The 24,375-nt window shown below is 67.8% G+C and carries 21 protein-coding genes; 10 read left to right on the top strand and 11 right to left on the bottom strand.

Features of this window, described 5'->3' with window-relative positions:
* Positions 1–88 precede the first annotated feature (88 nt).
* Positions 89–1,099, top strand: coding sequence for a helix-turn-helix transcriptional regulator (locus AC5WS7_RS25145; RefSeq protein ID WP_495957021.1), 1,011 nt, complete (start codon positions 89–91; stop codon positions 1,097–1,099).
* A gap of 233 nt (positions 1,100–1,332) precedes the next feature.
* A complete protein-coding gene (locus AC5WS7_RS25150; RefSeq protein WP_495957022.1) occupies positions 1,333–2,001 on the top strand; it encodes a DUF899 domain-containing protein in 669 nt (222 codons plus the stop codon).
* Between the two features lie 38 nt (positions 2,002–2,039).
* Here the strand turns inward: AC5WS7_RS25150 and AC5WS7_RS25155 are convergent, their stop codons facing one another.
* The 4 genes from AC5WS7_RS25155 to AC5WS7_RS25170 form a co-directional block, all read right to left on the bottom strand.
* Positions 2,040–2,378, bottom strand: coding sequence for a hypothetical protein (locus AC5WS7_RS25155; protein ID WP_495957023.1), 339 nt, complete (start codon positions 2,376–2,378; stop codon positions 2,040–2,042).
* Positions 2,379–2,392: 14 nt separating this feature from the next.
* Entirely contained in the window at positions 2,393–4,033 is a 1,641-nt protein-coding gene (gene pgm / locus AC5WS7_RS25160) for a phosphoglucomutase (alpha-D-glucose-1,6-bisphosphate-dependent) (protein WP_495957024.1), read from the bottom strand.
* 187 nt (positions 4,034–4,220) lie between these two features.
* Positions 4,221–4,625, bottom strand: a complete 405-nt coding sequence (locus tag AC5WS7_RS25165) for a DUF190 domain-containing protein (RefSeq protein ID WP_495957025.1) — start codon at positions 4,623–4,625, stop codon at positions 4,221–4,223.
* Positions 4,626–5,682: 1,057 nt separating this feature from the next.
* Positions 5,683–7,197 (bottom strand): MFS transporter, encoded by a 1,515-nt coding sequence (locus AC5WS7_RS25170; protein WP_495957026.1) that lies wholly within the window; start codon positions 7,195–7,197, stop codon positions 5,683–5,685.
* A gap of 116 nt (positions 7,198–7,313) precedes the next feature.
* Here AC5WS7_RS25170 and AC5WS7_RS25175 point away from each other — a divergent pair, with 116 nt between their 5' ends.
* Positions 7,314–7,988, top strand: coding sequence for a TetR/AcrR family transcriptional regulator (locus tag AC5WS7_RS25175; protein WP_495957027.1), 675 nt, complete (start codon positions 7,314–7,316; stop codon positions 7,986–7,988).
* A 392-nt stretch (positions 7,989–8,380) separates the two neighbouring features.
* Complete coding sequence (locus AC5WS7_RS25180) at positions 8,381–9,679, top strand: D-arabinono-1,4-lactone oxidase (RefSeq protein ID WP_495957028.1); 1,299 nt, start codon at positions 8,381–8,383, stop codon at positions 9,677–9,679.
* A 6-nt stretch (positions 9,680–9,685) separates the two neighbouring features.
* Here the strand turns inward: AC5WS7_RS25180 and AC5WS7_RS25185 are convergent, their stop codons facing one another.
* The 5 genes from AC5WS7_RS25185 to AC5WS7_RS25205 form a co-directional block, all read right to left on the bottom strand.
* The gene (locus AC5WS7_RS25185) at positions 9,686–10,246 is read right to left on the bottom strand and encodes an alkaline shock response membrane anchor protein AmaP (protein ID WP_495957029.1); all 561 of its coding nucleotides are present in this window, start codon (positions 10,244–10,246) and stop codon (positions 9,686–9,688) included.
* Positions 10,247–10,343: 97 nt separating this feature from the next.
* Entirely contained in the window at positions 10,344–10,976 is a 633-nt protein-coding gene (locus AC5WS7_RS25190; protein ID WP_495957030.1) for a DUF6286 domain-containing protein, read from the bottom strand.
* Positions 10,973–11,311, bottom strand: coding sequence for an Asp23/Gls24 family envelope stress response protein (locus tag AC5WS7_RS25195; RefSeq protein WP_495957031.1), 339 nt, complete (start codon positions 11,309–11,311; stop codon positions 10,973–10,975). Before AC5WS7_RS25195 ends, AC5WS7_RS25190 begins: the two co-directional genes overlap by 4 nt.
* A 130-nt stretch (positions 11,312–11,441) precedes the next feature.
* Complete coding sequence (gene glpK / locus AC5WS7_RS25200; RefSeq protein ID WP_495957032.1) at positions 11,442–12,968, bottom strand: glycerol kinase GlpK; 1,527 nt, start codon at positions 12,966–12,968, stop codon at positions 11,442–11,444.
* Between the two features lie 25 nt (positions 12,969–12,993).
* Positions 12,994–13,758 carry an IclR family transcriptional regulator gene (locus AC5WS7_RS25205; RefSeq protein ID WP_495957033.1) on the bottom strand — a complete coding sequence of 255 codons (765 nt, stop codon included), beginning with the start codon at positions 13,756–13,758 and terminating at the stop codon, positions 12,994–12,996.
* 258 nt (positions 13,759–14,016) lie between these two features.
* Here AC5WS7_RS25205 and AC5WS7_RS25210 point away from each other — a divergent pair, with 258 nt between their 5' ends.
* The 3 genes from AC5WS7_RS25210 (at position 14,017) to AC5WS7_RS25220 (ending at position 18,204) form a co-directional block, all read left to right on the top strand.
* Complete coding sequence (locus AC5WS7_RS25210; RefSeq protein ID WP_495957034.1) at positions 14,017–14,844, top strand: MIP/aquaporin family protein; 828 nt, start codon at positions 14,017–14,019, stop codon at positions 14,842–14,844.
* Positions 14,845–14,941: 97 nt separating this feature from the next.
* Positions 14,942–16,462, top strand: coding sequence for a glycerol kinase GlpK (glpK, locus tag AC5WS7_RS25215; RefSeq protein ID WP_495957035.1), 1,521 nt, complete (start codon positions 14,942–14,944; stop codon positions 16,460–16,462).
* A 68-nt stretch (positions 16,463–16,530) separates the two neighbouring features.
* A complete protein-coding gene (locus AC5WS7_RS25220) occupies positions 16,531–18,204 on the top strand; it encodes a glycerol-3-phosphate dehydrogenase/oxidase (protein ID WP_495957036.1) in 1,674 nt (557 codons plus the stop codon).
* Positions 18,205–18,322: 118 nt separating this feature from the next.
* Here the strand turns inward: AC5WS7_RS25220 and AC5WS7_RS25225 are convergent, their stop codons facing one another.
* Entirely contained in the window at positions 18,323–19,156 is an 834-nt protein-coding gene (locus AC5WS7_RS25225; RefSeq protein WP_495957037.1) for an MmyB family transcriptional regulator, read from the bottom strand.
* A gap of 93 nt (positions 19,157–19,249) precedes the next feature.
* Between AC5WS7_RS25225 and AC5WS7_RS25230 the strand changes: the two genes are divergently transcribed.
* A complete protein-coding gene (locus AC5WS7_RS25230) occupies positions 19,250–19,783 on the top strand; it encodes a YceI family protein (RefSeq protein WP_495957038.1) in 534 nt (177 codons plus the stop codon).
* Positions 19,784–19,883: 100 nt separating this feature from the next.
* On the opposite strand, the gene AC5WS7_RS25235 is transcribed toward AC5WS7_RS25230, so the two are convergent.
* Positions 19,884–20,744 carry a LuxR C-terminal-related transcriptional regulator gene (locus AC5WS7_RS25235; RefSeq protein ID WP_495957039.1) on the bottom strand — a complete coding sequence of 287 codons (861 nt, stop codon included), beginning with the start codon at positions 20,742–20,744 and terminating at the stop codon, positions 19,884–19,886.
* Between the two features lie 70 nt (positions 20,745–20,814).
* Here AC5WS7_RS25235 and AC5WS7_RS25240 point away from each other — a divergent pair, with 70 nt between their 5' ends.
* Both AC5WS7_RS25240 and AC5WS7_RS25245 read left to right on the top strand, forming a co-directional pair.
* The gene (locus tag AC5WS7_RS25240) at positions 20,815–22,485 is read left to right on the top strand and encodes an AMP-binding protein (RefSeq protein WP_495957188.1); all 1,671 of its coding nucleotides are present in this window, start codon (positions 20,815–20,817) and stop codon (positions 22,483–22,485) included.
* Positions 22,482–24,203 (top strand): AMP-binding protein, encoded by a 1,722-nt coding sequence (locus AC5WS7_RS25245; RefSeq protein ID WP_495957040.1) that lies wholly within the window; start codon positions 22,482–22,484, stop codon positions 24,201–24,203. The genes AC5WS7_RS25240 and AC5WS7_RS25245 overlap by 4 nt, the downstream gene beginning before the upstream one ends.
* The last annotated feature ends 172 nt before the right edge of the window (positions 24,204–24,375 follow it).

The following is a 24,375-nucleotide window of genomic DNA, read 5'->3' on the forward strand; positions in this document are numbered from 1 at the left end:
GAGCGCCGGTACCGCCCTACGATCGCGTAGCGGTGCGGCACCGGCGTAACCGGTTTCGCGCGAACGTTTCGACGCACGCGGAGGGATGGTGACCGTGGTGGGGCACGGCACGGATACCGGCTGGCATTACGGCGTTTTCCAGGTGTCCCTCGGCACCGATCTGCCCGCGATCGACCGGATCGACATGTGGCACGAGCACGTCGGCCACAACCACGGCCCGGTGCACACCCGGATCGATCGGCCCGATGGGTTCGAGGGCAGGACCTGGACGCAACAGGCACTGAGCACCCGCGGCGGTACCGACCCCGGCAAGTTCCAGCTGGTCGAATTCGCCTCCAGCGCAATTGATTACATCCGCAGCGATGAGATCGCGAGGAACGCCGGAGACGACAGCGCCCGGCTGATCATCCCGCTCGACGGGCGGATACTGCTCGCTCAATCCGACCACGCCGTCAGTGTCGAGCCGGGCGGGATGGGCATTCTGCGATGGAATCGGGACATGGCCATGTCGCACGGCGACGACTTTCGAGCCTACATCCTCAATATCCCGGCATACGCGCTGCCACCGGCCCGGGAACCGCGCGGGCCGTTGGGAATTCAGCCCAAGAACTTCATTCTGAACAATGTCCGGCGCATGGTCGACAGCCTGGCGACCGATCGCCGCACGGTCACCGCGACGGAGTTCGTCGAGTTCAGCCGTGCGATCGTGGATCTGGTCGCGGGAACCCTGGACGATCGACGCGCCCCGGAACTGGACGCGCACGCCAGACTGGTGGCAGCGGCCCGGCGACGGATCCAGTTGTACGGCAACGACTCGAACCTGACCGTTCGCACGCTGGCGGAAAGCCTCGGAACGTCGCGACGTCAGCTCGAGACCGCGATGAAGAAGGTCACCGGACGCACCCCCGGCCAGGAACTGCGCGAGACCCGCCTGCGCCGAGCATACGATCTGCTCGCCGACCCGGACGCCACCACGGACATCGTGGATGTGGCGACCTCCTGCGGATACAGCTCCCTGAGCGGCTTCAGAACCTCGTTCGTCGACAGGTTCGGCGTCCTGCCCGGAGAGGTGAAGCACCGGGCCCGGTCCGGGGGCTGAGGCAGTCCCCACCACGGCCTCAGCCCGGAACGACCGATCGCTTTCCTTCACCGGCCGAACCGAAACGCTAGTCGGCGTAGGTGTTTCGGCGGAACCGAATTCGCGCAGACGTTTTCGCACGGCGTGCGCCCGGCATCCCGCACCGGACTCCCCGAATGTTCGGGCCGCGCGACGATGAATTCACCGCACGCATCTCGTCCTACCTGCAGGAGAATCGCTCGGAAAGGAGCAGCATGCCCGCACACGACATAGGGACACGGGAACAATGGCGCGCGGCGTACGAGGATCTGCGCGCGCAGGAGAAGGAGCTGACCCGGCGGTCCGATGCGCTGGCCCGGCAGCGCCAGGCGCTGCCGTGGGTGCCGGTGACCAAGGAGTACCGGTTCGAGACAAATGCCGGTGAGAAGACCCTCGCGGAACTGTTCGACGGACGGTCGCAGCTGATCATCCGGCATTTCATGCACGGCCCGAAAACGCCGGAGGGCTGCCCGGGGTGCACCTTCGAAACCGACAATCTCGTCGGCGCGGTCCCCCATCTGGCCCATCGCGACGTGACGTTCATCCTGGCCTCGCGCTCCCCCTTGGCGACACTGAACGCCTACAAGCAGCGTTTCGGCTGGGGCATCGAATGGGTCTCCTCGGGCGACAGCGGATTCAACGACGACTTCTTCGAGATCATGCGCACCGCGGCCGAACACCGCCCACCCGGAAATATGCTCGACGTGATGGAACTGATGGCGCTGAGCTGTTTCGCCCTGCGAGACGGCGTCGTCTACCACACCTACTCGACCTACGACCGCGGCACCGACGCCCTCAACGCCACCTGGCAACTCCTGGACCGGGCCCCGCTCGGCCGCGGCACCGATTTCGCCGGCTGGCCACGCAAACGCGACGAATACTGAACCACAACAGAATTCACGCGCGGACTGTTAGCCGTCGGTCACTTCGGCATGGTTCGGCCGCCGCATTCAGCGCGGCCGGCCATGCCCTGCCGGCCGACGCCGAGGTATCCGGTGGGGGTGGGCACGTCCGCCTCCACCAGCGCACCACGCGAGTTCTCCTCGATGTGCGCCAGGACACCACCGTCGGCCGCGATGAAATCCCCGACGTGGGTACCGCTCTCGATCCGCAGACCCCGGCCGTCCGCGGGTCCGCCGCAGTACGAACCTGTCCTTCTCTCGAACTCGCCGGGCAGTTCACCGGCATGGAGTTCGACCCCGCTCCGCTGTACGCCGCGGAGCCGAGCACGCCGACATCCGTCGATGATCCCGCCTCGCACCCGGGCGCACCGGATCAGTCGCTGCCGAGGGCTCGGCCCACGACCTCTTCCGCGACGGCCTGGACCTGGGCGAGATGCTCTGGGCCCTCGAAGGATTCGGCGTAGATCTTGTATTTGTCCTCAGTGCCCGACGGGCGCGCGGCGAACCAGGCGTTCTCGGTGCTGACCTTGACGCCGCCCAGGGCCGCGCCGTTGCCCCGGGCCCGGGTCTGGATGGCGGTGATCTCCTCGCCGGCGACCTCGGTGGCGGTGATGTCGTCGGGGGTCAGGGCGGCCAGACGGGACTTCTGCGCGGCAGTGGCGGCGGCGTCGATCCGGGCGTATGCCGGTGAACCGTAACGCTTTTCGAGTTCGGCGTAGCGGGCCGAAGGGCTCTGGCCGGTGACCGCGGTGATCTCGGCGGCCAGCAGGGCCAGCAGGATGCCGTCCTTGTCGGTGGTCCACACCGTGCCGTCGTGTCGCAGGAAGGAGGCGCCGGCACTCTCCTCACCGCCGAAAGCCAGTGAGCCACTGAACAATCCGGGCACGAACCACTTGAATCCGACAGGCACCTCGTGCACCTGACGTCCCAGCACGCCGACCACCCGATCGATCATCGAGGAGGTCACCGCGGTCTTGCCGATCTTGGTCAGCGCGTCCCAGCCCATCCGGTTCGCGATCAGATATTCGATCGCCACCGCCAGGTACTGGTTCGGGTTCATCAGTCCCGCATCGGGTGTCACCACGCCGTGCCGGTCCGCGTCGGCATCGTTGCCGGTGGAGATATCGTAGTCGTCGCGGATCGCGATCAGCGAGGCCATCGCGTAGCGCGAGGACGGATCCATCCGGATCTGGCCGTCCGCGTCGAGGGTCATGAAGCGCCAGGTCGGGTCGACGAACGGGTTGACCACCTCGAGTTCGAGGTCGTAGCGCTGCCCGATCTCCTCCCAGTAGTCGACGCTGGCCCCGCCCATCGGATCGGCGCCGAGCCGGATGCCCGCGCCGCGAATCGCGTCCAGGTTCAACACGTTCGGCAGATCGGCGATGTAGTGGTCGAGATAGTCGTACCGCTCGACGCTGGTCGTCAGCGCGTGCTGCAACGTGGTGCGCTTGACCCCGACCAGGCCGCCGCGCAGCAGTTCGTTCGCACGATCGGCGATGGCATCGGTGGCGACGGTATCGGCCGGGCCGCCGTGCGGCGGATTGTATTTGAAGCCGCCGTCGCGGGGCGGATTGTGCGAGGGCGTGACCACGATGCCGTCGGCCTGATGCCGGGCGCCGCCCCGATTGTGCCGCAGCACCGCATGACTCAGCACCGGCGTGGGCGTGTAACGGTCGCGGGCGTCGATGATCGCGGTGACCTCGTTGGCGGCGAGCACCTCGAGCGCGGTCGTCCAGGCGGGCTCGGACAGGGCGTGCGTGTCGCGGGCCAGATAGACCGGGCCGGTGATGCCGCGGGTGGCGCGATATTCGACGATCGCCTGGGTGATGGCGAGGATGTGCGCCTCGTTGAACGCACAGTCCAGGCTCGACCCACGATGTCCCGATGTACCGAACTGGACCAACTGCGCGGGATCCGACGGATCGGGAATGCGCGCGTAGTAGGCCGTCACGAGATGCGGCAGATCCTCCAGATCGGTGGCCCGCGCGGGTCGTCCGGCTCGATCGTGGGCCATGGTCGGGCCTCCTTTCCGTATCGCCTGCGCCCGGCTGGTCATCAGGATCACGGCCACACCCACTCTGCGAGAAACGCTCCGGCGGCGGCCGCCGTGCCCAGACGTTCTACCGTAGCGAATCGCAGCGGGTTCGCACGATCCACCGGAACCGGGGTACTCGGGTCGCGGGGCCGCGGGTTGTCCGCCGTCACGGGCGGCTCCCGGAGCCGCCGGTCCAGACCTGCACCGGAGACAGCGCGATGGTGCCGATATCGAAGAGTTCCGCGTTGGCGGAGACGAATTCGCGCAATCGTTCGGCGTCGTCGATGATCATCACCATGACCGGAAGGTTCTCGGCCAGATCCAGCAGCCGGGTGGTGTGGATGCGGGAGGAGACGCCGTAGCCTTCCATCCCGCGCCACACGCTGGCGCCGGCCAGGCCCGCGTCGCGGGCGCGCCGCACGATCTCGTGATAGCGAGGCCGGTGCTTCCAGTGATCATCCTCACCGAGCAGCACGGTGAGCCGGGCAGCGGGCCGCCATCGCGGATCGGGCTGCCATGCATCGGCTTCCGTCATGATCTCCACGACGGGGTCCGCCGGTTCTTCACTCATCGCATACCCCCGATCCTCGTGCCCGCGTACCCGGTTGCCTCGAACCCTGCGTCATCGCACCCGTCCCTCGCACCGCCCTGTGCCGTCCATCGTGCCCTCGCCGGCGCGCGGCCGCCCCGAATCGTCCGGGCGGCACACCGCACGCGACGCCACCGCAATTCTCCCGGGATACCCGCGGCTGCCCCGCCAACGGGAAATCTGCTACCCCGGCCCGGTGATCACCGGATCATGCTAACTGCCAGCGATCGCCGCCAATCGGCTCGGTCGGCCGCAACGGGTGACCGCCGCCCGACGCAGGCTCGCGAGCGGCAGGTTTCTTCCAGCAGATTCGGGGCGATGGCCCGATCCGAGCATTGCGAATCGCGATATTCGGTCCGCGTACGTAGTCCGTCGAAGGTCCGATCTTGGCTACTACAAGGCAACTCGAACTGACACACCCAGGATTCAGGGAGACGCGACACCGAAATCAGCGCGAGACTCCGGTACTCACGAACAACCGCAGCGCCGCGAGGGCAATCCAACGGTCACCCAGGCTGATTCACCAGGGAAACGCAAACCCGAGGTTCGCGGACCATCGCGCCGGTCGGACGCACAGCGGACACCGGCAACGAGCACCCGACACGGGCCGCAGGGTAAGCCCCAGGACCAGCAACAACCGCAGTGAAGCCAATCAGCCGTTCACCCAGACTCGTTCACCTCGAACAACACCAACCGCAAGCTTCGCGGCCCCCGCTCGAACGTAGAGCGTCACCATCAGCGAGTGCCCGACACCGGCCGATCGGCAAGTCCCCAGGGACCAGCAACAACGGCGGCGAAACCAATCAGCCGTTCACCCAGACTCGTTCACCTCGAACAACACCAACCGCAAGCTTCGCGGCCCGTCTTGCCGGTCGGACGCGTGGCGGGTGCGAGGAACGAGTACCCGCCAGGGCCGAGCGGTGAGACTTCCGGGGCCGCGAACACGCCGGAGCGAAGCGGAGGCCGAAAACACAGCGCCCGCCTGCGGGTACAGGCGGGCGCCGGTGCGGACGGCATTGTCCGGAAAGGGAATTCGCGATCAGTGGACGATGACCGGCTCACCTTCCGCCGGGGCGGGTGCGGTGTTCGGCATCAGGGCCAGCATGATCGCGGCGCCGGCCAGGAAGATCCCGGCGGCCCACCAGAAGCTGGTGGTGTAGCTCTCGATCAACGACTGCGCGACGTTCAGCGGGGTGGGCTGGCGGTTCGTCAGATAGTCGGAGGCGGCCGAGGCGGCGATGGTGCTCAGCAGGGCGGTGCCGATCGAGCCGCCGACCTGCTGACTGGTGTTGATGGTCGCCGAGGCGACACCCGCGTCCTCGTGGTGCACACCGGCCGTCGCGCTCTGGAACGCGGTGGACATCGCACCACCGAGGCCCAGGCCCAGCAGGATCAGCGCAGGCAGAATGTGCGAGGCGTATCCGGTGTGCAGACCGATCCGGGTCAGCCACGCCATACCGATCGCGGCGACCAGGAACCCGCTGCTGACAACGAGTTTCGGCCCGATCCTGGGCAGCAGCAGAGACGGCACCGTGGTCGAGGTCGCGACGAGCGCCGCGATCATCGGCAGGAAGGCCACGCCGGTCATGATCGGTGAGTAGTGCAGGGTCAGCTGCATGTAGTAGGTCAGGAACAGGAAGATCGCGAACATTCCGATGCCCATCACGAAGATGGTCAGGAAGGACGCGCCGCGAGTGCGGTCGAGCACGATCCGCAAGGGCAGCAACGGGTTCGACACCCGCGTTTCCAGCCAGGCGAACACGCCGAGCAGTACGACGCCGCCGATCAGGAAGGTCAGGGTCACGCCGCTGGTCCAGCCGCGCGACTGTGCCTCGGAGAAGCCGTAGACGATGCCGAACAGCGCGGCGGTCACCGTGACCGTGCCGGGGATGTCCAGTTTCGGCCGCTCGTTCGTGACGTGCTTCGCCAGCAGGGCCACCGCACCGATCAGCGCGACGGCGGCGAAGATCAGGTTGACGTACATCACCCAGCGCCACGACGCCCATTCGGTGAGCGCGCCACCCAGCAACAGGCCCAGCGCGCCGCCGCCACCGGCCACCGCGCCGAAGATGCCGAATGCCTTGGCCCGTTCGGATGCCTCGGTGAACGTCACCGTCAGCAGCGCCAGCGCGGCGGGAGCCAGCAGAGCACCGAAAGCACCCTGTGCGACGCGAGCTGCGACGAGCATCACGAAACCGTTCGCCGCACCGCCGACCGCGGAGGCGACGGCGAAGCCGACGAGGCCGACGATGAACGTCGTCCTGCGTCCGACCAGGTCACTCAGGCGCCCGCCGAGGAGCAGCAGGCTGCCGAACGCCAGGGCGTAGCCGGTGACGACCCATTGCCGATCGCCGTTCGAGAAGCCGAGAGCGTGCTGCGCGGCGGGCAGCGCGATGTTCACGACGGTAGCGTCGAGGACGACCATCAACTGGGCGACGGCGAGGACGGCGAGCACCCACCAGCGCAGGGCGTGCGAACCGCGGCGGCTCTGGCCGCGGTCGCGCCGGGACGACGATGTCGCCCGGTCTTTCCGGAGATCTATCGAAGTGGTCATGGGGTTCCCTTGTCCGATGCCGTTATACGGAGGAGGTTCCTCCGCTTCGTTTGAAAGCTATCACAATAACGGAGGTATTGCCTCCACTTAATCCCGGATCTTGGTAATATGACGTTGTGAACCCCGCCACTACCTCCGCACCACCCCGGCGTCTGCGCGCCGACGCCGCCCGCAATCAGCAACGCATTCTCGAGGCCGCGCGCAGCCTCTTCGCCGAACGCGGCCTCGAGGTCACCCTCGACGACGTGGCCGAGGCGGCGGGTGTCGGCGTGGGCACGGTGTACCGGCGGTTCGCGAACAAGCAGGAACTGATCGTCGAGGTGTTCGAGCACAACATCGCGGAGATGGCGGAGATGGTCGAGTCGGCCAACCGCAATCCGGATCCCTGGGCGGGGTTGACCGAGGTGTTCGAATACGCTTGCCAGCACATGGCACAGAACCGCGGCTTCGGCGAGGTGATGCTCGAAATCCCCGATGCGCAGGAACGTTTCGCGTGGGTGCGCGATCGGATCAAACCGGCGATCGAGCATCTGATCGAGCGCGCCCGCGGCGCGGGGGTGCTGCGCGAGGGTATCGCACCCTCGGATTTCTTCTTCCTGGTCAGCATGGTGGAGACCACAGCGGCCTTCGCGCGCCCGGTCGACCAGCAGGTCTGGCGGCGCTATATGACCATCGTGCTGGACGGCGTGCGAGCCGACAGCGTTCCCCGCAGCCCCCTCACCATCGCCCCGCTCGACGACGAGGCGATCGACCGCGCCAAGGCCGCCTGCTTCCCGCCTCGCAAGAAGTAGTCGCACCGGCCGGGTTTCGGACGCGGTAGAGATCCGCTCGGACAGCACCCGGCCGAGCGACACCGCACCGAAGAGCAACCGAGGGCGAGCCCGGCCTCCGATGGGTTACCTGCGAGAGCAGTGGTTCAGCAGGTCGGCATCGGATCGAACAGGCTCGGCACGAAGCCGAGCGAACACTCGGCGCGGCAGCACGGCGAGTTCACCTTGGATTGGGCAGCCTGACGGCGAGCGTAACCCCGGCACAGCGGTCGGCCGCTACGACGTCCGATCGATCTGTTACCTGCCCGCGCTAACGAGTCGGCCGGGCCGGTGCGACCGAGCCCCGGACGCGAACAGCGCTGACAGAGGTACCGAAGTGGCGTGCCACACACCCATCCCTTAAAGTTGGACGCGTGACCAACTCATGGGTGAACTGGGCAGGCGATCAGCGGTGTGCGCCGGATGTCATCGCCGCACCCGAGTCCGCCGATGAGGTCGCCGAGCTGGTGCGCATGGCGGGAGACGCGGGGCGGACCGTGCGGGTCGCCGGCGCGGGGCATTCGTTCACCGACACCGTGCTCACCGACGGCACGCTGCTGCGGCTCGAGCGGATGAACCGGATTCTGGAGGTCGACCGGAGCAGCGGGCTGGTACGGGTCGAGGCGGGAGCGACACTGAACGCGCTGAGCAGTGCGTTGCATCCGCTGGGGCTGGCATTCCCCAATCTGGGTGATATCGATGTGCAGACCATCGCGGGCGCGACCGCGACCGCGACGCACGGCACCGGGGCTCGATTGCAGAACATCTCCGCCGCACTGCATTCGGTGGAACTGGTGCTGGCCGACGGCAGCCGGGTGGAACTCGACGAGAAGAGCGACCCCGAGGGGTGGCGTGCGGCCCGGGTCAATCTGGGCGCACTCGGCGTGGTCACGGCGGTCACGCTCGCGCTGGTGCCGGCTTTCGTGCTCGAGGGCATCGAACGTCCGCTGCCGCTGGCGGACGTGCTCGCCGACCTGGACGAATTCGTCGACGGTAACGAGCATTTCGAGTTCTACATGTTCGCGCACAGCCCGATCGCGATGACCAAGCGCAACAACCGGATCGATCTGCCGGAGCAGCCCCGCGCCAAACCTGTGGACTGGTTCGCCGACATCCTGCTGTCCAATTACACGTTCGACGCGCTGGCCCGGTTGTGTCGCGTTCGGCCGCAACTGATTCCGTGGGTGCAGCGGGCGGCGGCATACGCCGGTTCGTACCGCCGCCAGGTGGATCGATCCTATCGAGTTTTCGCCTCCCCCAGGCTGTTTCGTTTCACCGAGATGGAATACGCGGTGCCGCGCGAACATTCGGTGGATGCCATTCGCGAGATCAAGGAGGTGTCCCGGCGGTTCGCCGTCCCGATGCCGATCGAGGTGCGCTGGGTGGCGCCCGACGACGCGTACCTGTCCCCCGCCTCCGGCCGGGACACCTGCTATATCGCGGTGCATCAGTACCACGGCATGGAGTACGAACCGTATTTCCGTGCCTGCGAAGCGGTTTTCGATCGTTACCAGGGCCGCCCGCACTGGGGTAAGCGCCACTTCCGGACCGCGGACACGCTGCGCGAGCGATACCCGGAGTGGGAGCGGTTCCAGCAGGTCCGCCGCCGGCTGGATCCGCAGGGGCGTTTCAGCAATCGGTATGTGAACCGGGTGCTGGGCCCGGTCGATTGACCCCGCTCACCGGGACCGTTCGCGCGCGAGGCGCAATTCCATCTGCACCGGCAGTTCCTCGAGCTCGAGAGCCTGCCGCAGCCGGGGAACCGCGTGCGTGCGGATCCGGTCGCGCAGGGCCGTGACGTCGGCGTCGGGGGCCGCCGTCACGACCAGGTGCAGACCGGGCCCGCTCCCCGGCCCGCACAGCCGGGCCGCGGCGCCGCGGACCCCGTCGTACGATTCGATATCGGTGGACACCGGAGCACAGGCGACCACCGTGTCGAGCGCGACGGTATCCGCGCAATCCCTTGCGCGAGCACGCCATCGGGCCGGTCGCGGCTTCCGGGGAATCTGCGCGAGCACCCACCGCACGGAGCCCAGCGCGACCAGGCAGCCGACCCCCACGACCGTCCACAACACCCACGCGGGCGGCACGGCGGCCGGCACCAGAGCCGAGCGCGGATTCACCCAGCCGAGCCGGCCGAAGTGCGCGGCGAGCACGTACCCGCCCACCGCTGTCGAGGCCAGGCCGAACGCCGCGAGCAATATCCGGTTCAACCGCGCCGCACCATTGCGAGTCGTCACCGCGCGACCACCCCGCCATCGCGCTCCGCCGCGCAGGGTGCGGCCGGATCGCCGTCCTGCGTGCCATACCGATACCGCCGCCCCGGCATCATTTGGGTCATCCGGCCCTCCCCACGACCTGTTCCGGTCCGGCGACCGCGATCGAATCGCCGCCCAGCGCGGCGTTTTCGGCACCTGGCTTGCGCGCACGGTCCGGCTCCGCGGATCTGCCTCCTCGGCGCGCTGTCACCGCGACGCGTGGTGCCGGGTCCGGACCGATCAGGGCGATGCGTTCGGCCACGACTGCGCGCACGCGCTCGTTCAGCCCTGCGGAGTGTACGTACGCGGTACGGATTGTGACGCGAACCTTCCTGTGCCGCAGCCTGACTCGGGCCGAGCGCACCCCGTCCACCGATTGCGCGGCGTCTCGCAGGGCCGCACACAGACCCCGGCGCGCGACGCCCGCGGCGAATCCGTCGTCACCGGCCAGGGGCAGCAGCACGGCGCGTCCGGGCAGGATCGCGGGCGTCAGCAGTGCCAGTCCGGCCGCGACGGCGACCACGCCGCCGACCGCGACCCACCGGTCACCCCAGGCGATCGCGTGCAGCCGGGCGACGACCCATCCGAAGGGTACGAAACCCTTTGTGCCGGTGAGGTATTCGATCAGTGAGCCGACCGTGACCAGACAGGCGGTCAGCAGGGCGACGGCCAGCACACTCGCGGGCAGGGCCCGGCGCGGTCGTCGTTTCATAGCTGCACCAGCTCGCACATCTCGATCTCCAGGCGGCGCACCGCCAGGTCGAGCCGGTTGCGCACGCGTTCCGCGATATGGGTCCGGCACGCCGAACTCACCTGCCACACCGGCATCGGGTAGCGGATCGGCAGTCGCATGCTCAGCTCCGCCGCACCGCGCACGATGCGGGCCTGCACCCGCACGTCGGCGCATACACCGGTGATCTCCCGCGCGGCCTCGGCGGCGATCGCCCCCACCGCGCCGGGATCGACGGCACCGGACACATCGGGCCGTATCACCGCGGGCGTGGCAACAGCCGATACAGCAGGGACACCGCTGAGAATGCTCGTCATCAGTACCTCCGGCTTTCGGTAGGGGCCGATCAACTGCTCCCCCCGCAATAGCCGAACAGTAACCGAAAATGACGTTCACCTCGCTTTACGCGCCGTGCGCGCGCCGATTCGTTGAACGAACCGCTCCGGTTCACCGCTCGGCGGGCACCCCGCGCTCTCGGCGGCGGGCCCAGCCGAAGCTGAGCTGCACCGCCCGCTTCCAGTCGTCGTACTGCTCCTCGCGGCGCGACGGGTCCAGCCGCGGGGCCCAGCGTCCGGCCGGACGCCAGTTGTTGCGCAGTCCCTGCAGGTCCGGCCAGTAGCCCACGGCCAGCCCGGCGGCATAGGCCGCGCCGAGGGAGACGGTTTCGGGGACGAACGGGCGCATCACCGGGATGCCCAGGAAATCGGCGACCATCTGCATCAGCAGATTGTTCGAGGTCATCCCGCCGTCCACGCGCAGGGTCGAGGCCTGCAATCCGGAATCGGCATTCATCGCATCGACCACGTCGCGGGTTTGCCACGCGGTCGCCTCCAGCACCGCCCGCGCCAGATGCCCCTTGGTGATGTAGGAGGTCAACCCGATCACCAGACCTCTTGCGTCACTGCGCCAATGCGGTGCGTAGAGCCCGGAGAACGCGGGCACGATGCAGCAGCCGCCGTTGTCTTCCACTGTGCGCGCGAGAGTTTCGATTTCCGGCGCGCTGGCCACCAGACCGATGTTGTCCCGGATCCATTGCACCAGTGAGCCGGTCACCGCGATCGGTCCCTCCAGCGCGTAGACCGGGTCCCGGTCGATCTGATAGCCGATCGTGGTGAGCAGGCCGTGGGTGGACTGCACCAGTTCGCCGCCGGTATTCATCATCAGGAATCCGCCGGTGCCGTAGGTGCACTTGGTTTCTCCACGGGCGAAACAGGTTTGGCCGAACAGCGCGGCGTGCTGATCGCCCAGCGCGGCGGCGATCGGGATGCCCGGCACCACCCGGCGGGTGGTGCCGTAGGAGGCGGTCGAGGGCTGGATGCGGGGCAGCATCGCCGCGGGAATGCCGAAGAAGTCCAGCAGTTCCGGATCCCAACCGAGGCTGGCCAGATTCATCAGCAGTGTGCGACTGGCATTGGTGACATCGGTGACGTGCTCGCCGCCGTCGACGCCGCCGGTCAGATTCCAGATCAGCCAGGTCTCCATGGTGCCGAACAGCACCTCACCGCGTTCGGCGCGCTCGCGCAGGCCCGGAGTGGTGTCGAGCATCCAGCGCAGTCGCGGCGCGGCGAAGTAGGTGGCCAGCGGAAGTCCGCACAGCTGGCGTATCCGTTGCGCGCCAGGACGTTTCTCGAACTCGGCGACCAGCTCCTCGGTGCGCACATCCTGCCAGACGATCGCGTGCCCGATCGGATTGCCGGTGCGCCGGTCCCATACGACGCTGGTCTCCCGCTGATTCGCGATCCCAAGTGCCACAATCTGTTCCACGCCGACGCCGGCATTGCGCAGCACCTGCGGCACGATCCGGTCGACATTGCGCCAGATCTCCATCGCGTCCTGTTCGACCCACCCGGGCCGGGGGTAGTACTGCTGATGCTCGCGCTGGGCCACCCCGGCCAGCTGTGCCCGCTGATCGAACAGGATGCAGCGCGTCGAGGTCGTGCCCTGGTCGATCGCCAGCACATATCGTTGTGTCATCCGCCCAGCTCTCCGATCGGAATGGTCACCGGCCCGCGGCCAGGTCCCGGGATATGGCGTGCGCGGCGTCGCGCACGAGCGAGATCAGCGGCGGGCGATGTCGCAGCTGTGCGTCGCAGAGCCGATCCACGGGTCCGACGATTCCGATCGCGCCGATGACGAGTCCGCCGGGGGCGCGGATGGGCGCGGCGATACCGGCCTCGCCCGGCCGGAACTCCTCGACGTCACCGGCCCAGCCGTTGCGCCGGACCTCGGTCAGCGTCCGGGTCAGCGCACCGCGATCGGTGAGAGTGCGGTGCGTCAGCGGGGTCAGCTCGCCCCGGCGGACGGCCCCGGCGAGGTCGGGCTCGGCCGCGAGCAGCACCTTGCCCAGCGCCGTGGCGTGCGGCGGCAGCCGCTCGCCGACCTGCATCGCCTGCTCGGAGTTGTCCGGCCGAAAGACGTGATGCACCACCAGAACTCCGCTGTCGGACCACACGCCGACGCGAACCGCCTCACCGCTGCGCGAGGCCAGCGAGTCGGCCCAGTTGATCGACCAGGACCGCAGTTCGTTGGCGTCGATTCCCACCGCACCGAGCTGCCGCACCGCCGCCCCCAGCCGATATTTGCCGCTGGCCGCGTCCTGGTCGACGAAACCGACGCCCTGCAGAGTGCGCAGGATGCCATGGGCGGTGGGTTTGGCGAGATCGAGTGCGGCAGCGATATCGCCGACGCCGAGACGGCCGGAGCCGCGGGCGAGCAATCGCAGAATTGCTGCCGCACGTTCGATCGACTGGATCGGACCGGGCATGGCGGGAACCTATCTGGAAAGTTTCGATTCGACAATGTCGAACGCTGGGTGATCGACCGACGACATCACCGCCACCATATGTGACCTGCACCATGAAGTCCTCCCAGCCGGAAGCAAGGTAACCAGCCCGGCAGGGCCCGGCCACCCCGGTCGTTCGGCATTGTCGAACGTTGACAATTCCGCTGTTCCGCGGCGGTTCGTACCGTTTGCCGGAGCGGTCGCAGTGGCGGCCCGACGGCTCATCACGGAGGCTCAACGGTGAACTTCGGCTCGATTTTCGTCAGCGAGGCGTTCGGGACAGGACTTCTGATCCTGCTCGGCGCCGGCGTCGTCGCGAATGTACTCCTGACCAAATCCAAGGGACTCGACGGCGGCTGGCTGTTGATCAACTTCGGTTGGGGACTGGGTGTCTTCGCCGGCGTGTACGCGGCCTACAAGACCGGCGCGCATCTCAATCCGGCGGTCACCGTCGGTATCGCGTTCAGCGGCGCGCACGAGTACGCCCCGGGTATTCCGATCACCGTCGGCAATACCGTCGCCTATCTGCTCGGGCAGATGATCGGCGCGTTCCTCGGCGCTTGCGCGGCCTATCTGGCCTACAAGCGGCATTTCGACGCCGAGCCCGACGGGGCCAAGAAGCTCGCGGTGTTCTCCACCGGACCGGAGATCCGCTCCTACGGCTGGAACTTCCTGACCGAGGTCATCGCCACCTTCGTACTGGTCTTCGTCGTACTCGCCTTCGGGCACACCCCGACCGGCCTCGGCCCGGCCGCGGTCGCGCTGCTGGTGGTCGGTATCGGCGCATCGCTGGGCGGTCCGACCGGATACGCCATCAACCCGGCCCGTGATCTGGGCCCGCGCATCGCGCACGCGGTACTGCCGATGAAGTCCACCGCCCCGGCCGAGCCGGAGCGGGTCGCGGTCGGCGTCGGCGCGCATGAGGGGCGCGCCGAGTCGCAGCGGCCCACCACCGCCGTGGGTCCGGCACACCGCAAGAACTCGGACTGGTCCTATGCGTGGGTTCCGGTGGTCGGCCCGCTGGTCGGCGGCGCGCTTGCCGGGCTGATCGCGCAACTGGTGCTGTAGCTCGCGGACTCCCGGCCACGGCCCTTGCCATCGCCGCGAGATCCGATTAGAGACTTCTGAATCCCTCCTGGCAGCACATTCTTTCGAAAGGACCACGATGACCCAGTACGTCGGAGCCATCGACCAGGGCACCACCAGCACCCGTTTCATGGTGTTCGATCACGGCGGTAACGAAATCGCCCGTCACCAGCTCGAACACGAGCAGATCCTGCCGCGGGCGGGGTGGGTGGAGCACAATCCCACCGAGATCTGGGAGCGCACCCGCGCCGTCATCGAATCCACGCTGACCAAGTCCAACCTCACCGCGGCCGACCTGGCCGCGGTCGGGGTGACCAATCAGCGCGAGACGACGGTGGTGTGGAATCGGCGCACCGGCCGCCCGTACTGCAACGCCATCGTCTGGCAGGACACCCGCACCGACAAGATCGCCGCGGACCTCGAGCGCGCCGGGCACGGCGACACCATCCGCCGCAAGGCCGGACTGCCGCCCGCCACCTACTTCTCCGGCGGCAAACTGCGCTGGATCCTGGACAACGTGCCCGGTGTAGCCGAGGACGCCGAACACGGGGAGGCGCTGTTCGGCACCACCGACACCTGGCTGATCTGGAATCTCACCGGCGGCGTCGACGGCGGTGCGCATCTGACCGATCCCACCAACGCCAGCCGCACCATGCTGATGGATCTCGAGACCCTGGACTGGGACCCGGAACTGTTGTCCATCTTCGGGATTCCGCGTGCGATGCTGCCGGACATCGTGCCGTCCTCGAATCCGGGGCTGTTCGGCACCACGTTGGCGAGCGGCCCCTTCCACGGCGAGGTGCCGCTGGCCGGAGTGCTCGGCGATCAGCAGGCCGCGACCGTCGGTCAGGTGTGCTTCCGGCCGGGCGAGGCCAAGAACACCTACGGCACAGGCAATTTCCTGCTGTTGAACACCGGCGAGGAGCTGGTGCGGTCCAAGCACGGACTGCTCACCACCGTCGCGTACCAGTTCGGTGACCGGAAACCGGTGTACGCGCTGGAGGGGTCGATCGCGGTCACCGGTTCGGCGGTGCAGTGGCTGCGCGATCAGCTGGGCATCATTTCCGGTGCGGCACAGAGTGAATCGCTCGCCGCGCAGGTGCAGGACAACGGCGGGGTGTACTTCGTGCCCGCGTTCTCCGGACTGTTCGCGCCCTACTGGCGCTCGGACGCGCGCGGTGTCATCGTCGGGCTCTCCCGCTACAGCACCAACGCGCATCTGGCCCGCGCGACGCTGGAGTCGATCTGCTACCAGACCCGCGACGTGGTGGCCGCCATGCAGGCCGATTCCGGCGTGGAACTCGATGTGCTGCGGGTGGACGGCGGCGTCACCGCCAACGAGCTGTGCATGCAGATCCAGGCCGATTTCCTCGGCGTCCCGGTCTCGCGGCCGGTGGTGGCCGAGACCACCGCGCTCGGCGCCGCGTACGCCGCGGGGCTGGCGGTCGGATTCTGGAGCGGCACAGACGAACTCGAACAGAACTGGCAGGAGGACAAGCGCTGGGAGCCCGCCCTGGGCGAGCAGGACCGCGAACGCGGTTATGCGCGTTGGCGCAAGGCCGTCGAGCGGACCCTGGACTGGATCGACCTCGACGAGTGATCGGCCCCGGGCCCGGCGCCGTCCGGGCCCGGACATCGAAAACCTTTGGAACAAGGAGAGTTACGGCAGTGCCCGCACAACTGGATCGCACCTATCGCGCCGGCGCCCTCGCCTCGCTCGCTGCGGACGAGGTGGACGTCCTCGTCATCGGCGGCGGCGTGGTCGGTGCCGGAGCCGCACTCGACGCCGCCTCCCGCGGCCTGACCACCGTGCTGGTCGAGGCCCGGGATTTCGCGGCCGGAACGTCGAGCCGCTCCAGCAAACTCATCCACGGAGGCCTGCGCTATCTCGAGCAACTCGATTTCGCGCTGGTACGAGAGGCGTTGCGGGAGCGGGGCCTGCTGCTGAACAAACTCGCCCCCCATCTGGTACATCCGGTGTCGTTTCTGTTTCCGCTGCAACATCATTGGGAACGGCCCTATATCGGCGCGGGCGTCGCGCTGTACGACACCCTCGGCGGCGCCCGGGCATTGCCCATGCACCGGCATCTGAGTCGTTCGCGCGCACTGGAATTGGCCCCCGCGCTGCGCGAGGACGCGATGGTCGGCGCGATCCGCTACTTCGACGCGCAGGTCGACGACGCCCGGCACACGATGACGTTGGCGCGCACCGCCGCCCGGCACGGCGCGACCGTGCTGACCCGGGCGAAGGTGACGAGCCTGCTGCGCGAGCAGGAACGGGTCGTCGGCGCTGTCGTCACCGATCGGGAGTCCGGGCGCGAATATCGGGTGCGCGCCCGGCGGGTGATCAGCGCGACGGGCGTGTGGACCGACGAGATGAATGCCATGACGGGAGTGGACTTCCCGTTCCATGTGCGGATGTCCAAGGGCGTGCACATCCTGGTGCCGCGGGAGCGGCTGGACCTGGGCACCGGGCTGATCATGAAGACCGAGAAGAGCGTTCTGTTCGTGATCCCGTGGCGGGAGCACTGGATCATCGGCACCACCGATACCGACTGGTCGCTGGACAAGGACCACCCGGTGGCCAGCGCCGCGGATGTCCGGTACATCCTCGATCATGTCAATTCGCTGCTGCGCGAACCACTTTCGAATGCCGATATCGTGGGCACCTACGCCGGTCTGCGGCCGCTGCTGTCCGGAGCGTCGTCGAGTACGGCCAAACTCTCACGCGAACACGCTGTGGCCGAACCGGTTCCGGGCCTGTTCGTGATCGCGGGCGGCAAGTACACCACCTACCGCGTGATGGCCGCGGACGTGATCGACGCCGCGGTGGCCGGATTCGGCCGCGGGGTCGCCTCCTCGGTCACCGCCGAGCTGCCGATCCTCGGCGCGGCCGGCTACCACGAACTGCTCGAGGATATCGACAGCGTCGCCCAGCGGGCCGGGCTGTCGGTCGCCGCGGCCACCCATCTGGTGTCCCGCTACGGGTCGCTGGCCACCGAATTGTTCGCCATGATCGATCGCGAACCCGAACTCGGCATGCCGTTGCCGGGCACCGAATATCTCGGCGCGGAGGCGGTGTACGCGGTCACCCACGAGGGCGCGCTGCACCTGGACGACATCCTCACCCGCCGCACCCGCATCTCCATCGAGGTTGCCGATCGCGGCCTCGCCGCGGCCGCCGCGGTGGCCGACCTCGTTGCCGGACAACTGGATTGGGACGAAACCACGAAAGCCCAGGAACTCGCCCGCTACCGGGACCGGGTGCACGCCGAACTCGCCGCCAACGCCGCCGCGGACGATGCCGCGGCCAACGCGGCACGCCTGGTCGCACCCTGCTGAGCGCGTCCCCCGTTCCACGCAGGTGCGCGGCCCCGAGGTATCGCGGGGCCGCGCACCGCGAGAACCGTCGCGGCGCGAACGATTCAGCGATTCTCGCTGCCGAGCACAGTCCGGCGAGCTACTCGTTGACCAGCCGCAGTCCCGGCGCGTGCACGCGGCGCCGATCGACCAGCCACACCATCACACTCTGATCGACCGCGGGATTGAGGGTTTCGATCTCGACCTCGACCTCACCGCGGATCGGATGGCTCAGATGTACCGTGGCAGAACGGTAGTCGGTCACGCGGTGTTCCTGCCAGCGGCGGGCGAACTCCGGAAAGCGTTGCAGCGCTTCGATCGTCGTGGCCAGTTGCGGATCGTCGGCCCACTGCGAGCGGGCCGCGCGCAGGGACGAGGTCATCAGGTCGGCGGCCACCGGCCAGTCGGTCCACCATTTCGCCGCCGCCGGATGGCCGAACAGGTAGTGCGCGAGGTTGCCCTCGACCTGCGCGTCGAGCAGCCCGAGCGGCTCGGCGAAATCACGCCACGCCGCGTTCCAGGCCAGGATGTTGAGCCGGCGGCCCAGCACGAAGGCCGGGGTGGGGTGTATCGCGTCGAGCACGGCTTGGACGGTGTCGCTGACGCGCTCGAAGGCCCGCCCGTCGGAGGGACAGCTGCCCACCTGGTGATCCAGGCCCAGCGCCAGCTTGCTGAAATGGTGCCGTTCGACCTCGTTGAGCCGCAGCGCGTCGGCCAGGGCGGCCAGGACCGCGGTCGAGGGATTGGTATCCCGGCCCTGTTCGAGGCGGGCCAGGTAGTCCACGCTGACTCCCGCCAACGCCGCCACCTCTTCGCGCCGCAGCCCCGGCGTGCGGCGCCGGCGCCCGGACGGCAGCCCGACCTCCTCGGGTTGCAACTGCGCCCGCCGAGCTATCAGGAACTCGGCGAATTCGGACCTCGACACGCCATCCATCCTCTACTATCCCGGACCCGTTATCCGCGCCCTGCCAGTACCAGGATAAGGGCGGTGTGGATAACCGGACCACGGTCCGGAAAGCTGGATGCCATGACGACTTCCGAACAGACCCTCGCGACCGGAGCCTGGACGCTGGACCCGAACCACTCATCGGTCAACTTCACCGTGCGTCACCTGGGCATCTCCAAGGTACGCGGACGTTTCAACAACTTCGAGACCAGCTTCGTCGTCGACGAGTCCGGCACCGCCGCGATCGAGGCCACCATCCACCTGGACTCCTTCGACACCGGCAACGAGGGCCGCGACAACCACGTGCGCAGCGCCGACCTGCTCGATGTCGAAAAGCGCCCCACCCTGCACTTCAAGGCGTCCGAGCCGGTGCGGGTGACCGAGGAATTCGAGGTCACCGGCGAGGTCACCCTCGGCGGCATCACCAAGCCGATCACCCTCGACGTGGAGTGGGGCGGCCTGCAGGAGTTCCAGGGCGACGGCAAGCGCCACGCCGGATTCTCGGCCACCGGCTCGTTCAAGCGCACCGACTTCGACGTCGCCCCGGGCCTGCCCGCCGCGATGCTGAGCGACAAGATCGCCATCGAACTGGACATCCAGCTCGTCGAGCCGTGATCCCGATCATCGGATCACCGGTCTGATTCACTCTCGGAGCCGCCCTGGCCCACACCGGGCAGGGCGGCTTCGTCGTATCGTTCCGAGCCGATCCAGCCGATCAGGGCAGCAGGCCGTGCCGCCGCGCCCGCACCACGGCCTCGTGCCGGGTGTGCGCGGACAGTTTCGTCATGGCGCTGCGCAAATAACTCTTGACCGTCTCCGGGCCGACCGAAAGGCGTTCCGCCGCTTCGGTATTGGTGCAGCCCAGGGCGATCTGCGCGAGTACGTCGAGTTCGCGCGGTGTGAGAGCGGGCACCTCGTCCGGCAGACCGGGATCAGCCATGAGGCGGGCCAGCCGTTCGGACAGATCCCGCAATCGCGCGCGGGTCACGGCATCGGGGACGCTCTGCGCGATACCCCGCATCTCGGCGTGGATCGCGCGCAACTGCTCGGCCACCGCCACATCCGGTCCGGGCGCCATCGCGGCCGCCGCGGCCTCGCGCAGCCGCAGCCGCCGGTCCACCTCGTCGCGGATCGCCAGTTCGACCGACAGCCGTCGCCCCGCCGCCACGGCCAGATCCGCTGCCCGGTCACCGACCGGCCCCGCGTCGCGACTCGCGACGTACAGCACAGCGCGCGACTCTCCCCGGACCACGACCGGGATCCCGACCACCGCGCGCAGCCCCTCGGTCAGCACCGGCGCATCGTAGTGATGGGTGATCGTGGAGGCCGCCCGATAGTCCGCGACCGAGGTCGGGCGCTTACTGGCGAAGGCCGCGCCGCCCACTCCGGAGGCCGGGGTCACCACCAGGCCCCGCATCGCGCTGGTGCGAGTGCCGAGGAACTCGGTCAGCACCAGCGCACCCGCGTGGACCTGGCCGCCGAATACCACCGGCATCCCCGAAACACTCGCGACCTGCCGTAATTCCGCCCGCAGCGCATCGGAATCGCGGGGGCGCAGCACATCGGCGGAACTCATTCTCAGCACCCCTTTCCGGGGGTAGCGGGCGGGCAAGTGTGACCTGGATCCTATATCTGTGAGTAGGACCATGGGCCTGGCTCGGCCGACCAGCTATACACACGGGGCATGGGATACGCCGCTACTCGGCGACACCATCGGCGACAATCTGGACCGCACGATCGCGATCCACGGCGACCGCGACGCGCTGATCGATCGCGTCACCGGAACACGCTGGAACTATCGCGAACTCGGCGCCCGAGTCGACGCACTCGCTTCTGGCCTGCTGGCCTCGGGCATCGGCAAGGGCGATCGGGTGGGCATCTGGGCGCCCAACCGCGCGGAGTGGACGCTGGTGCAGTACGCGACCGCGAAGATGGGCGCGATCCTGGTCAACATCAACCCCGCGTACCGGATGCACGAACTGCGATACGTGTTGCAGCAGGCCGGAATTCGGATGCTGGTGGCAGCGACCGAGTTCAAGGGTTCCGACTACGCCGCGATGATCGAACAGGCCCGGCCCGAATGCCCGGATCTGGAACGTGTGGTGCTGCTCGACAGCGACGAATGGTCCGCCCTGCTCGCGGCGGGCGCAACCGCCGACCCGGCGGAACTGGCCGCGGCACAGCGGAACCTGTCCCCCGACGATCCGATCAACATCCAATACACCTCGGGCACAACGGGTTTCCCCAAAGGCGCGACACTCTCACACCACAACATCCTGAACAACGGCTATTTCGTGGGCGAGCTGTGCGGTTACACCGCCGAGGACCGGATCTGCATCCCGGTGCCCTTCTATCACTGTTTCGGCATGGTGATGGGCAATCTGGCCGCGACCACTCACGGCGCGGCGATGATCATCCCGGCAGCCGCGTTCGACCCGGCCGCGACGCTGGATACCGTTGCGAGCGAACGCTGTACCTCGCTGTACGGCGTGCCGACGATGTTCATCGCCGAACTCGCGGACCCCGGTTTCTCCTCGTACGACCTGAGCTCGCTGCGGACCGGCATCATGGCCGGCTCACCGTGCCCGATGGAGGTCATGAAGCAGGTCATCGACCGGATGGGCATGAGCGAGGTCTCCATCTGCTACGGCATGACCGAGACATCGCCGGTCTCCACGCAGACCCGCCGCGACGATTCGCTGAGTCAGCGCACCGCCACCGTCGGCCGGGTCGGGCCGCATCTGGAAGTCAAGATCATCGACCCCGCAACGGGTCTCACGGTACCGCGCCGGGAACAGGGCGAATTGTGCACGCGCGGTTATTCGGTCATGCTCGGCTATTGGAACGACCCCGGACGAACCGGCGATGCCATCGACGCCGGGCGCTGGATGCACACCGGTGATCTGGCGGTGATGGACGAGGACGGATACGTCGCGATCACCGGCCGGATCAAGGATATGGTGATCCGCGGCGGGGAGAACATCTATCCCCGCGAGATCGAGGAATTCCTCTACACCCATCCGGACGTGCTCGATGCCCAGGTGGTCGGCATACCCGATCCGAAATACGGCGAGGAACTGGTCGCCTGGATCCGGATGCGCGAGGGCGCAACGCCATTGGACGCGGCCGCGCTGCGCGAATTCTGCACCGGCAAACTCGCTCATTTCAAGATTCCGCGCTACGTCCACCTCGTCGAGGAATTCCCGATGACCGTGACCGGCAAGATCCGCAAGGTCGAGATGCGGGAGATCTCCGCGACGTTGTTCCCCGCGAGTTCCGCGCACAGCGGCACCGGATCGACAGGAGAGGCTCAGTGACCCGGCCCGAACCCACGTCCAACACCGCGCTCTATCGCGCGGCCCGCGACCAGCTCATCGGCGCGGCAACCGATTACGAGACCGCGCGCGACACCTTCCGCTGGCCTCGGCCGACCGGGAAGTTCAACTGGGCCGTCGACTGGTTCGACGTCATCGCGCACGGCAACGACCGCACCGCCCTGTGGATCGTGGAGGAGGACGGCAGCGAGCGCAAGGTCGGCTTCCAGGAGATGTCCCGGCGCTCGGATCGGGTGGCGACCTGGTTCGCGAATCTCGGTATGCGCAAGGGCGACCGGGTGCTGCTGATGCTCGGCAACCAGGTCGAACTCTGGGAGTCGATGCTGGCCGTGGCCAAACTCGGCGCGGTCATCATGCCCACCACGGCCGCACTCGGTCCCGCCGATCTGAGCGACCGAATCGACCGTGGCGCAGTTCGTTTCGTCGTCGCCAATACCGGCGATACGGCGAAGTTCGCGGAGGTGGCGGGCGATTACACCCGGATCGTCGTGGGCGATCCGGTCCCGGGCTGGCACGCCTACACCGAGGCCGACGCGGTCCGGAGCGCGGGCCCGTTCAGGGCGGTCACCGATGTCACCGACGAACTGCTGGTCTATTTCACCTCCGGCACCACGAGCAAGCCGAAGATGGTGCGGCACAACCAGGTCAGCTATCCGGTCGGACATCTGAGCACGCTCTACTGGATCGGCGTGCGCCCGGGCGACGTCCATCTCGCGATCAGCGCCCCCGGCTGGGCCAAGCACGCCTGGAGCTGTTTCTTCGCGCCCTGGATCGCCGAGGCGACGATCTTCGTCTACAACTACGCGCGTTTCGACGCCGCGGCACTGCTGAACCAGCTGCACCGGGCCGCAGTGAACACCTTCTGCGCGCCGCCGACGGTATGGCGCATGCTGATCCAGGCCGACCTCGGCGAACGTCCGGCCGGACTGCGCGAAATCCTCGGCGCGGGTGAACCGCTCAATCCCGACGTCATCGCGCAGGTGCGCAAGGCGTGGGGCCTGACCATCCGGGACGGTTTCGGCCAGACCGAGACGACTCTGCAGGTCGGCAACACTCCGGGCCAGCCGGTCAAACCGGGATCGATGGGGCGTCCGGTGCCGGGAGTGCCTGTGGTGCTGGTGGATCCGATCACCGGCGAACTCTCCGACGAGGGTGAGATCTGCCTGGATCTGAGCGCCGATCCGGTCAATCTGATGACCGGATATCTCCAGGACCCCGAACGCAATGCCGCCGCGATGGCGGGCGGCTACTACCACACCGGCGATGTCGCCACCCGCGACGCCGACGGCTACATCACCTATATCGGCCGCACCGACGACGTCTTCAAGTCCTCGGATTACAAGGTCTCCCCCTTCGAACTGGAGAGCGTGCTGATCGAACACCCCGCCGTGGTGGAGGCCGCGGTGGTACCGCAGCCCGACGACACCCGCCTGGCCGTGCCGAAGGCATATGTGACCCTCGCGGCCGGATGGGCACCCGACGACGAGACCGCCCGCGCCATCCTGGAATACGCGCGCGATCATCTCGCGCCCTATCTCCGCGTGCGCCGCGTCGAGTTCACCGACCTGCCCAAGACCATCTCGGGCAAGATCCGGCGGGTCGAACTGCGTCACCGCGAACAGGCCGCACACGCCTCGGGCACTCGGATAGACACCGAATTCCGTTACGAAGAACTCATTCGCACAACGACACTCGACTAATGCCCACGCCGCGATCGTGATTCGGATAGTCTCCCATCCGGCAGCTTCAGCGGGGCGTATCCGAGTTCGGTCTCGGATACGCGGTGTTCGGCCGAATGTTGGCGCGTTTGCCCGAAAATGGCGTGTTCCGGGCTAGCAGAGCAATTGGTCAGCACACAAGGCTGGAGCTCAC

Source organism: Nocardia sp. PLKS1-43 (assembly GCF_059510335.1).

Bases quoted from the DNA above. Each gene is read 5' to 3' on its own strand.
- AC5WS7_RS25190 (WP_495957030.1), bottom strand. From the start codon at position 10,976: ATGAAACGACGACCGCGCCGGGCCCTGCCCGCGAGTGTGCTGGCCGTC.
- AC5WS7_RS25205 (WP_495957033.1), bottom strand. From the start codon at position 13,758: ATGCCCGGTCCGATCCAGTCGATCGAACGTGCGGCAGCAATTCTGCGA.
- AC5WS7_RS25150 (WP_495957022.1), top strand. From the start codon at position 1,333: ATGCCCGCACACGACATAGGGACACGGGAACAATGGCGCGCGGCGTAC.
- AC5WS7_RS25240 (WP_495957188.1), top strand. From the start codon at position 20,815: ATGGGCCTGGCTCGGCCGACCAGCTATACACACGGGGCATGGGATACG.
- pgm (WP_495957024.1), bottom strand. From the start codon at position 4,033: ATGGCCCACGATCGAGCCGGACGACCCGCGCGGGCCACCGATCTGGAG.
- glpK (WP_495957035.1), top strand. From the start codon at position 14,942: ATGACCCAGTACGTCGGAGCCATCGACCAGGGCACCACCAGCACCCGT.
- AC5WS7_RS25235 (WP_495957039.1), bottom strand. From the start codon at position 20,744: ATGAGTTCCGCCGATGTGCTGCGCCCCCGCGATTCCGATGCGCTGCGG.
- AC5WS7_RS25170 (WP_495957026.1), bottom strand. From the start codon at position 7,197: ATGACCACTTCGATAGATCTCCGGAAAGACCGGGCGACATCGTCGTCC.
- AC5WS7_RS25195 (WP_495957031.1), bottom strand. From the start codon at position 11,311: ATGACGAGCATTCTCAGCGGTGTCCCTGCTGTATCGGCTGTTGCCACG.
- AC5WS7_RS25225 (WP_495957037.1), bottom strand. From the start codon at position 19,156: ATGGATGGCGTGTCGAGGTCCGAATTCGCCGAGTTCCTGATAGCTCGG.
- glpK (WP_495957032.1), bottom strand. From the start codon at position 12,968: ATGACACAACGATATGTGCTGGCGATCGACCAGGGCACGACCTCGACG.
- AC5WS7_RS25165 (WP_495957025.1), bottom strand. From the start codon at position 4,625: ATGAGTGAAGAACCGGCGGACCCCGTCGTGGAGATCATGACGGAAGCC.
- AC5WS7_RS25230 (WP_495957038.1), top strand. From the start codon at position 19,250: ATGACGACTTCCGAACAGACCCTCGCGACCGGAGCCTGGACGCTGGAC.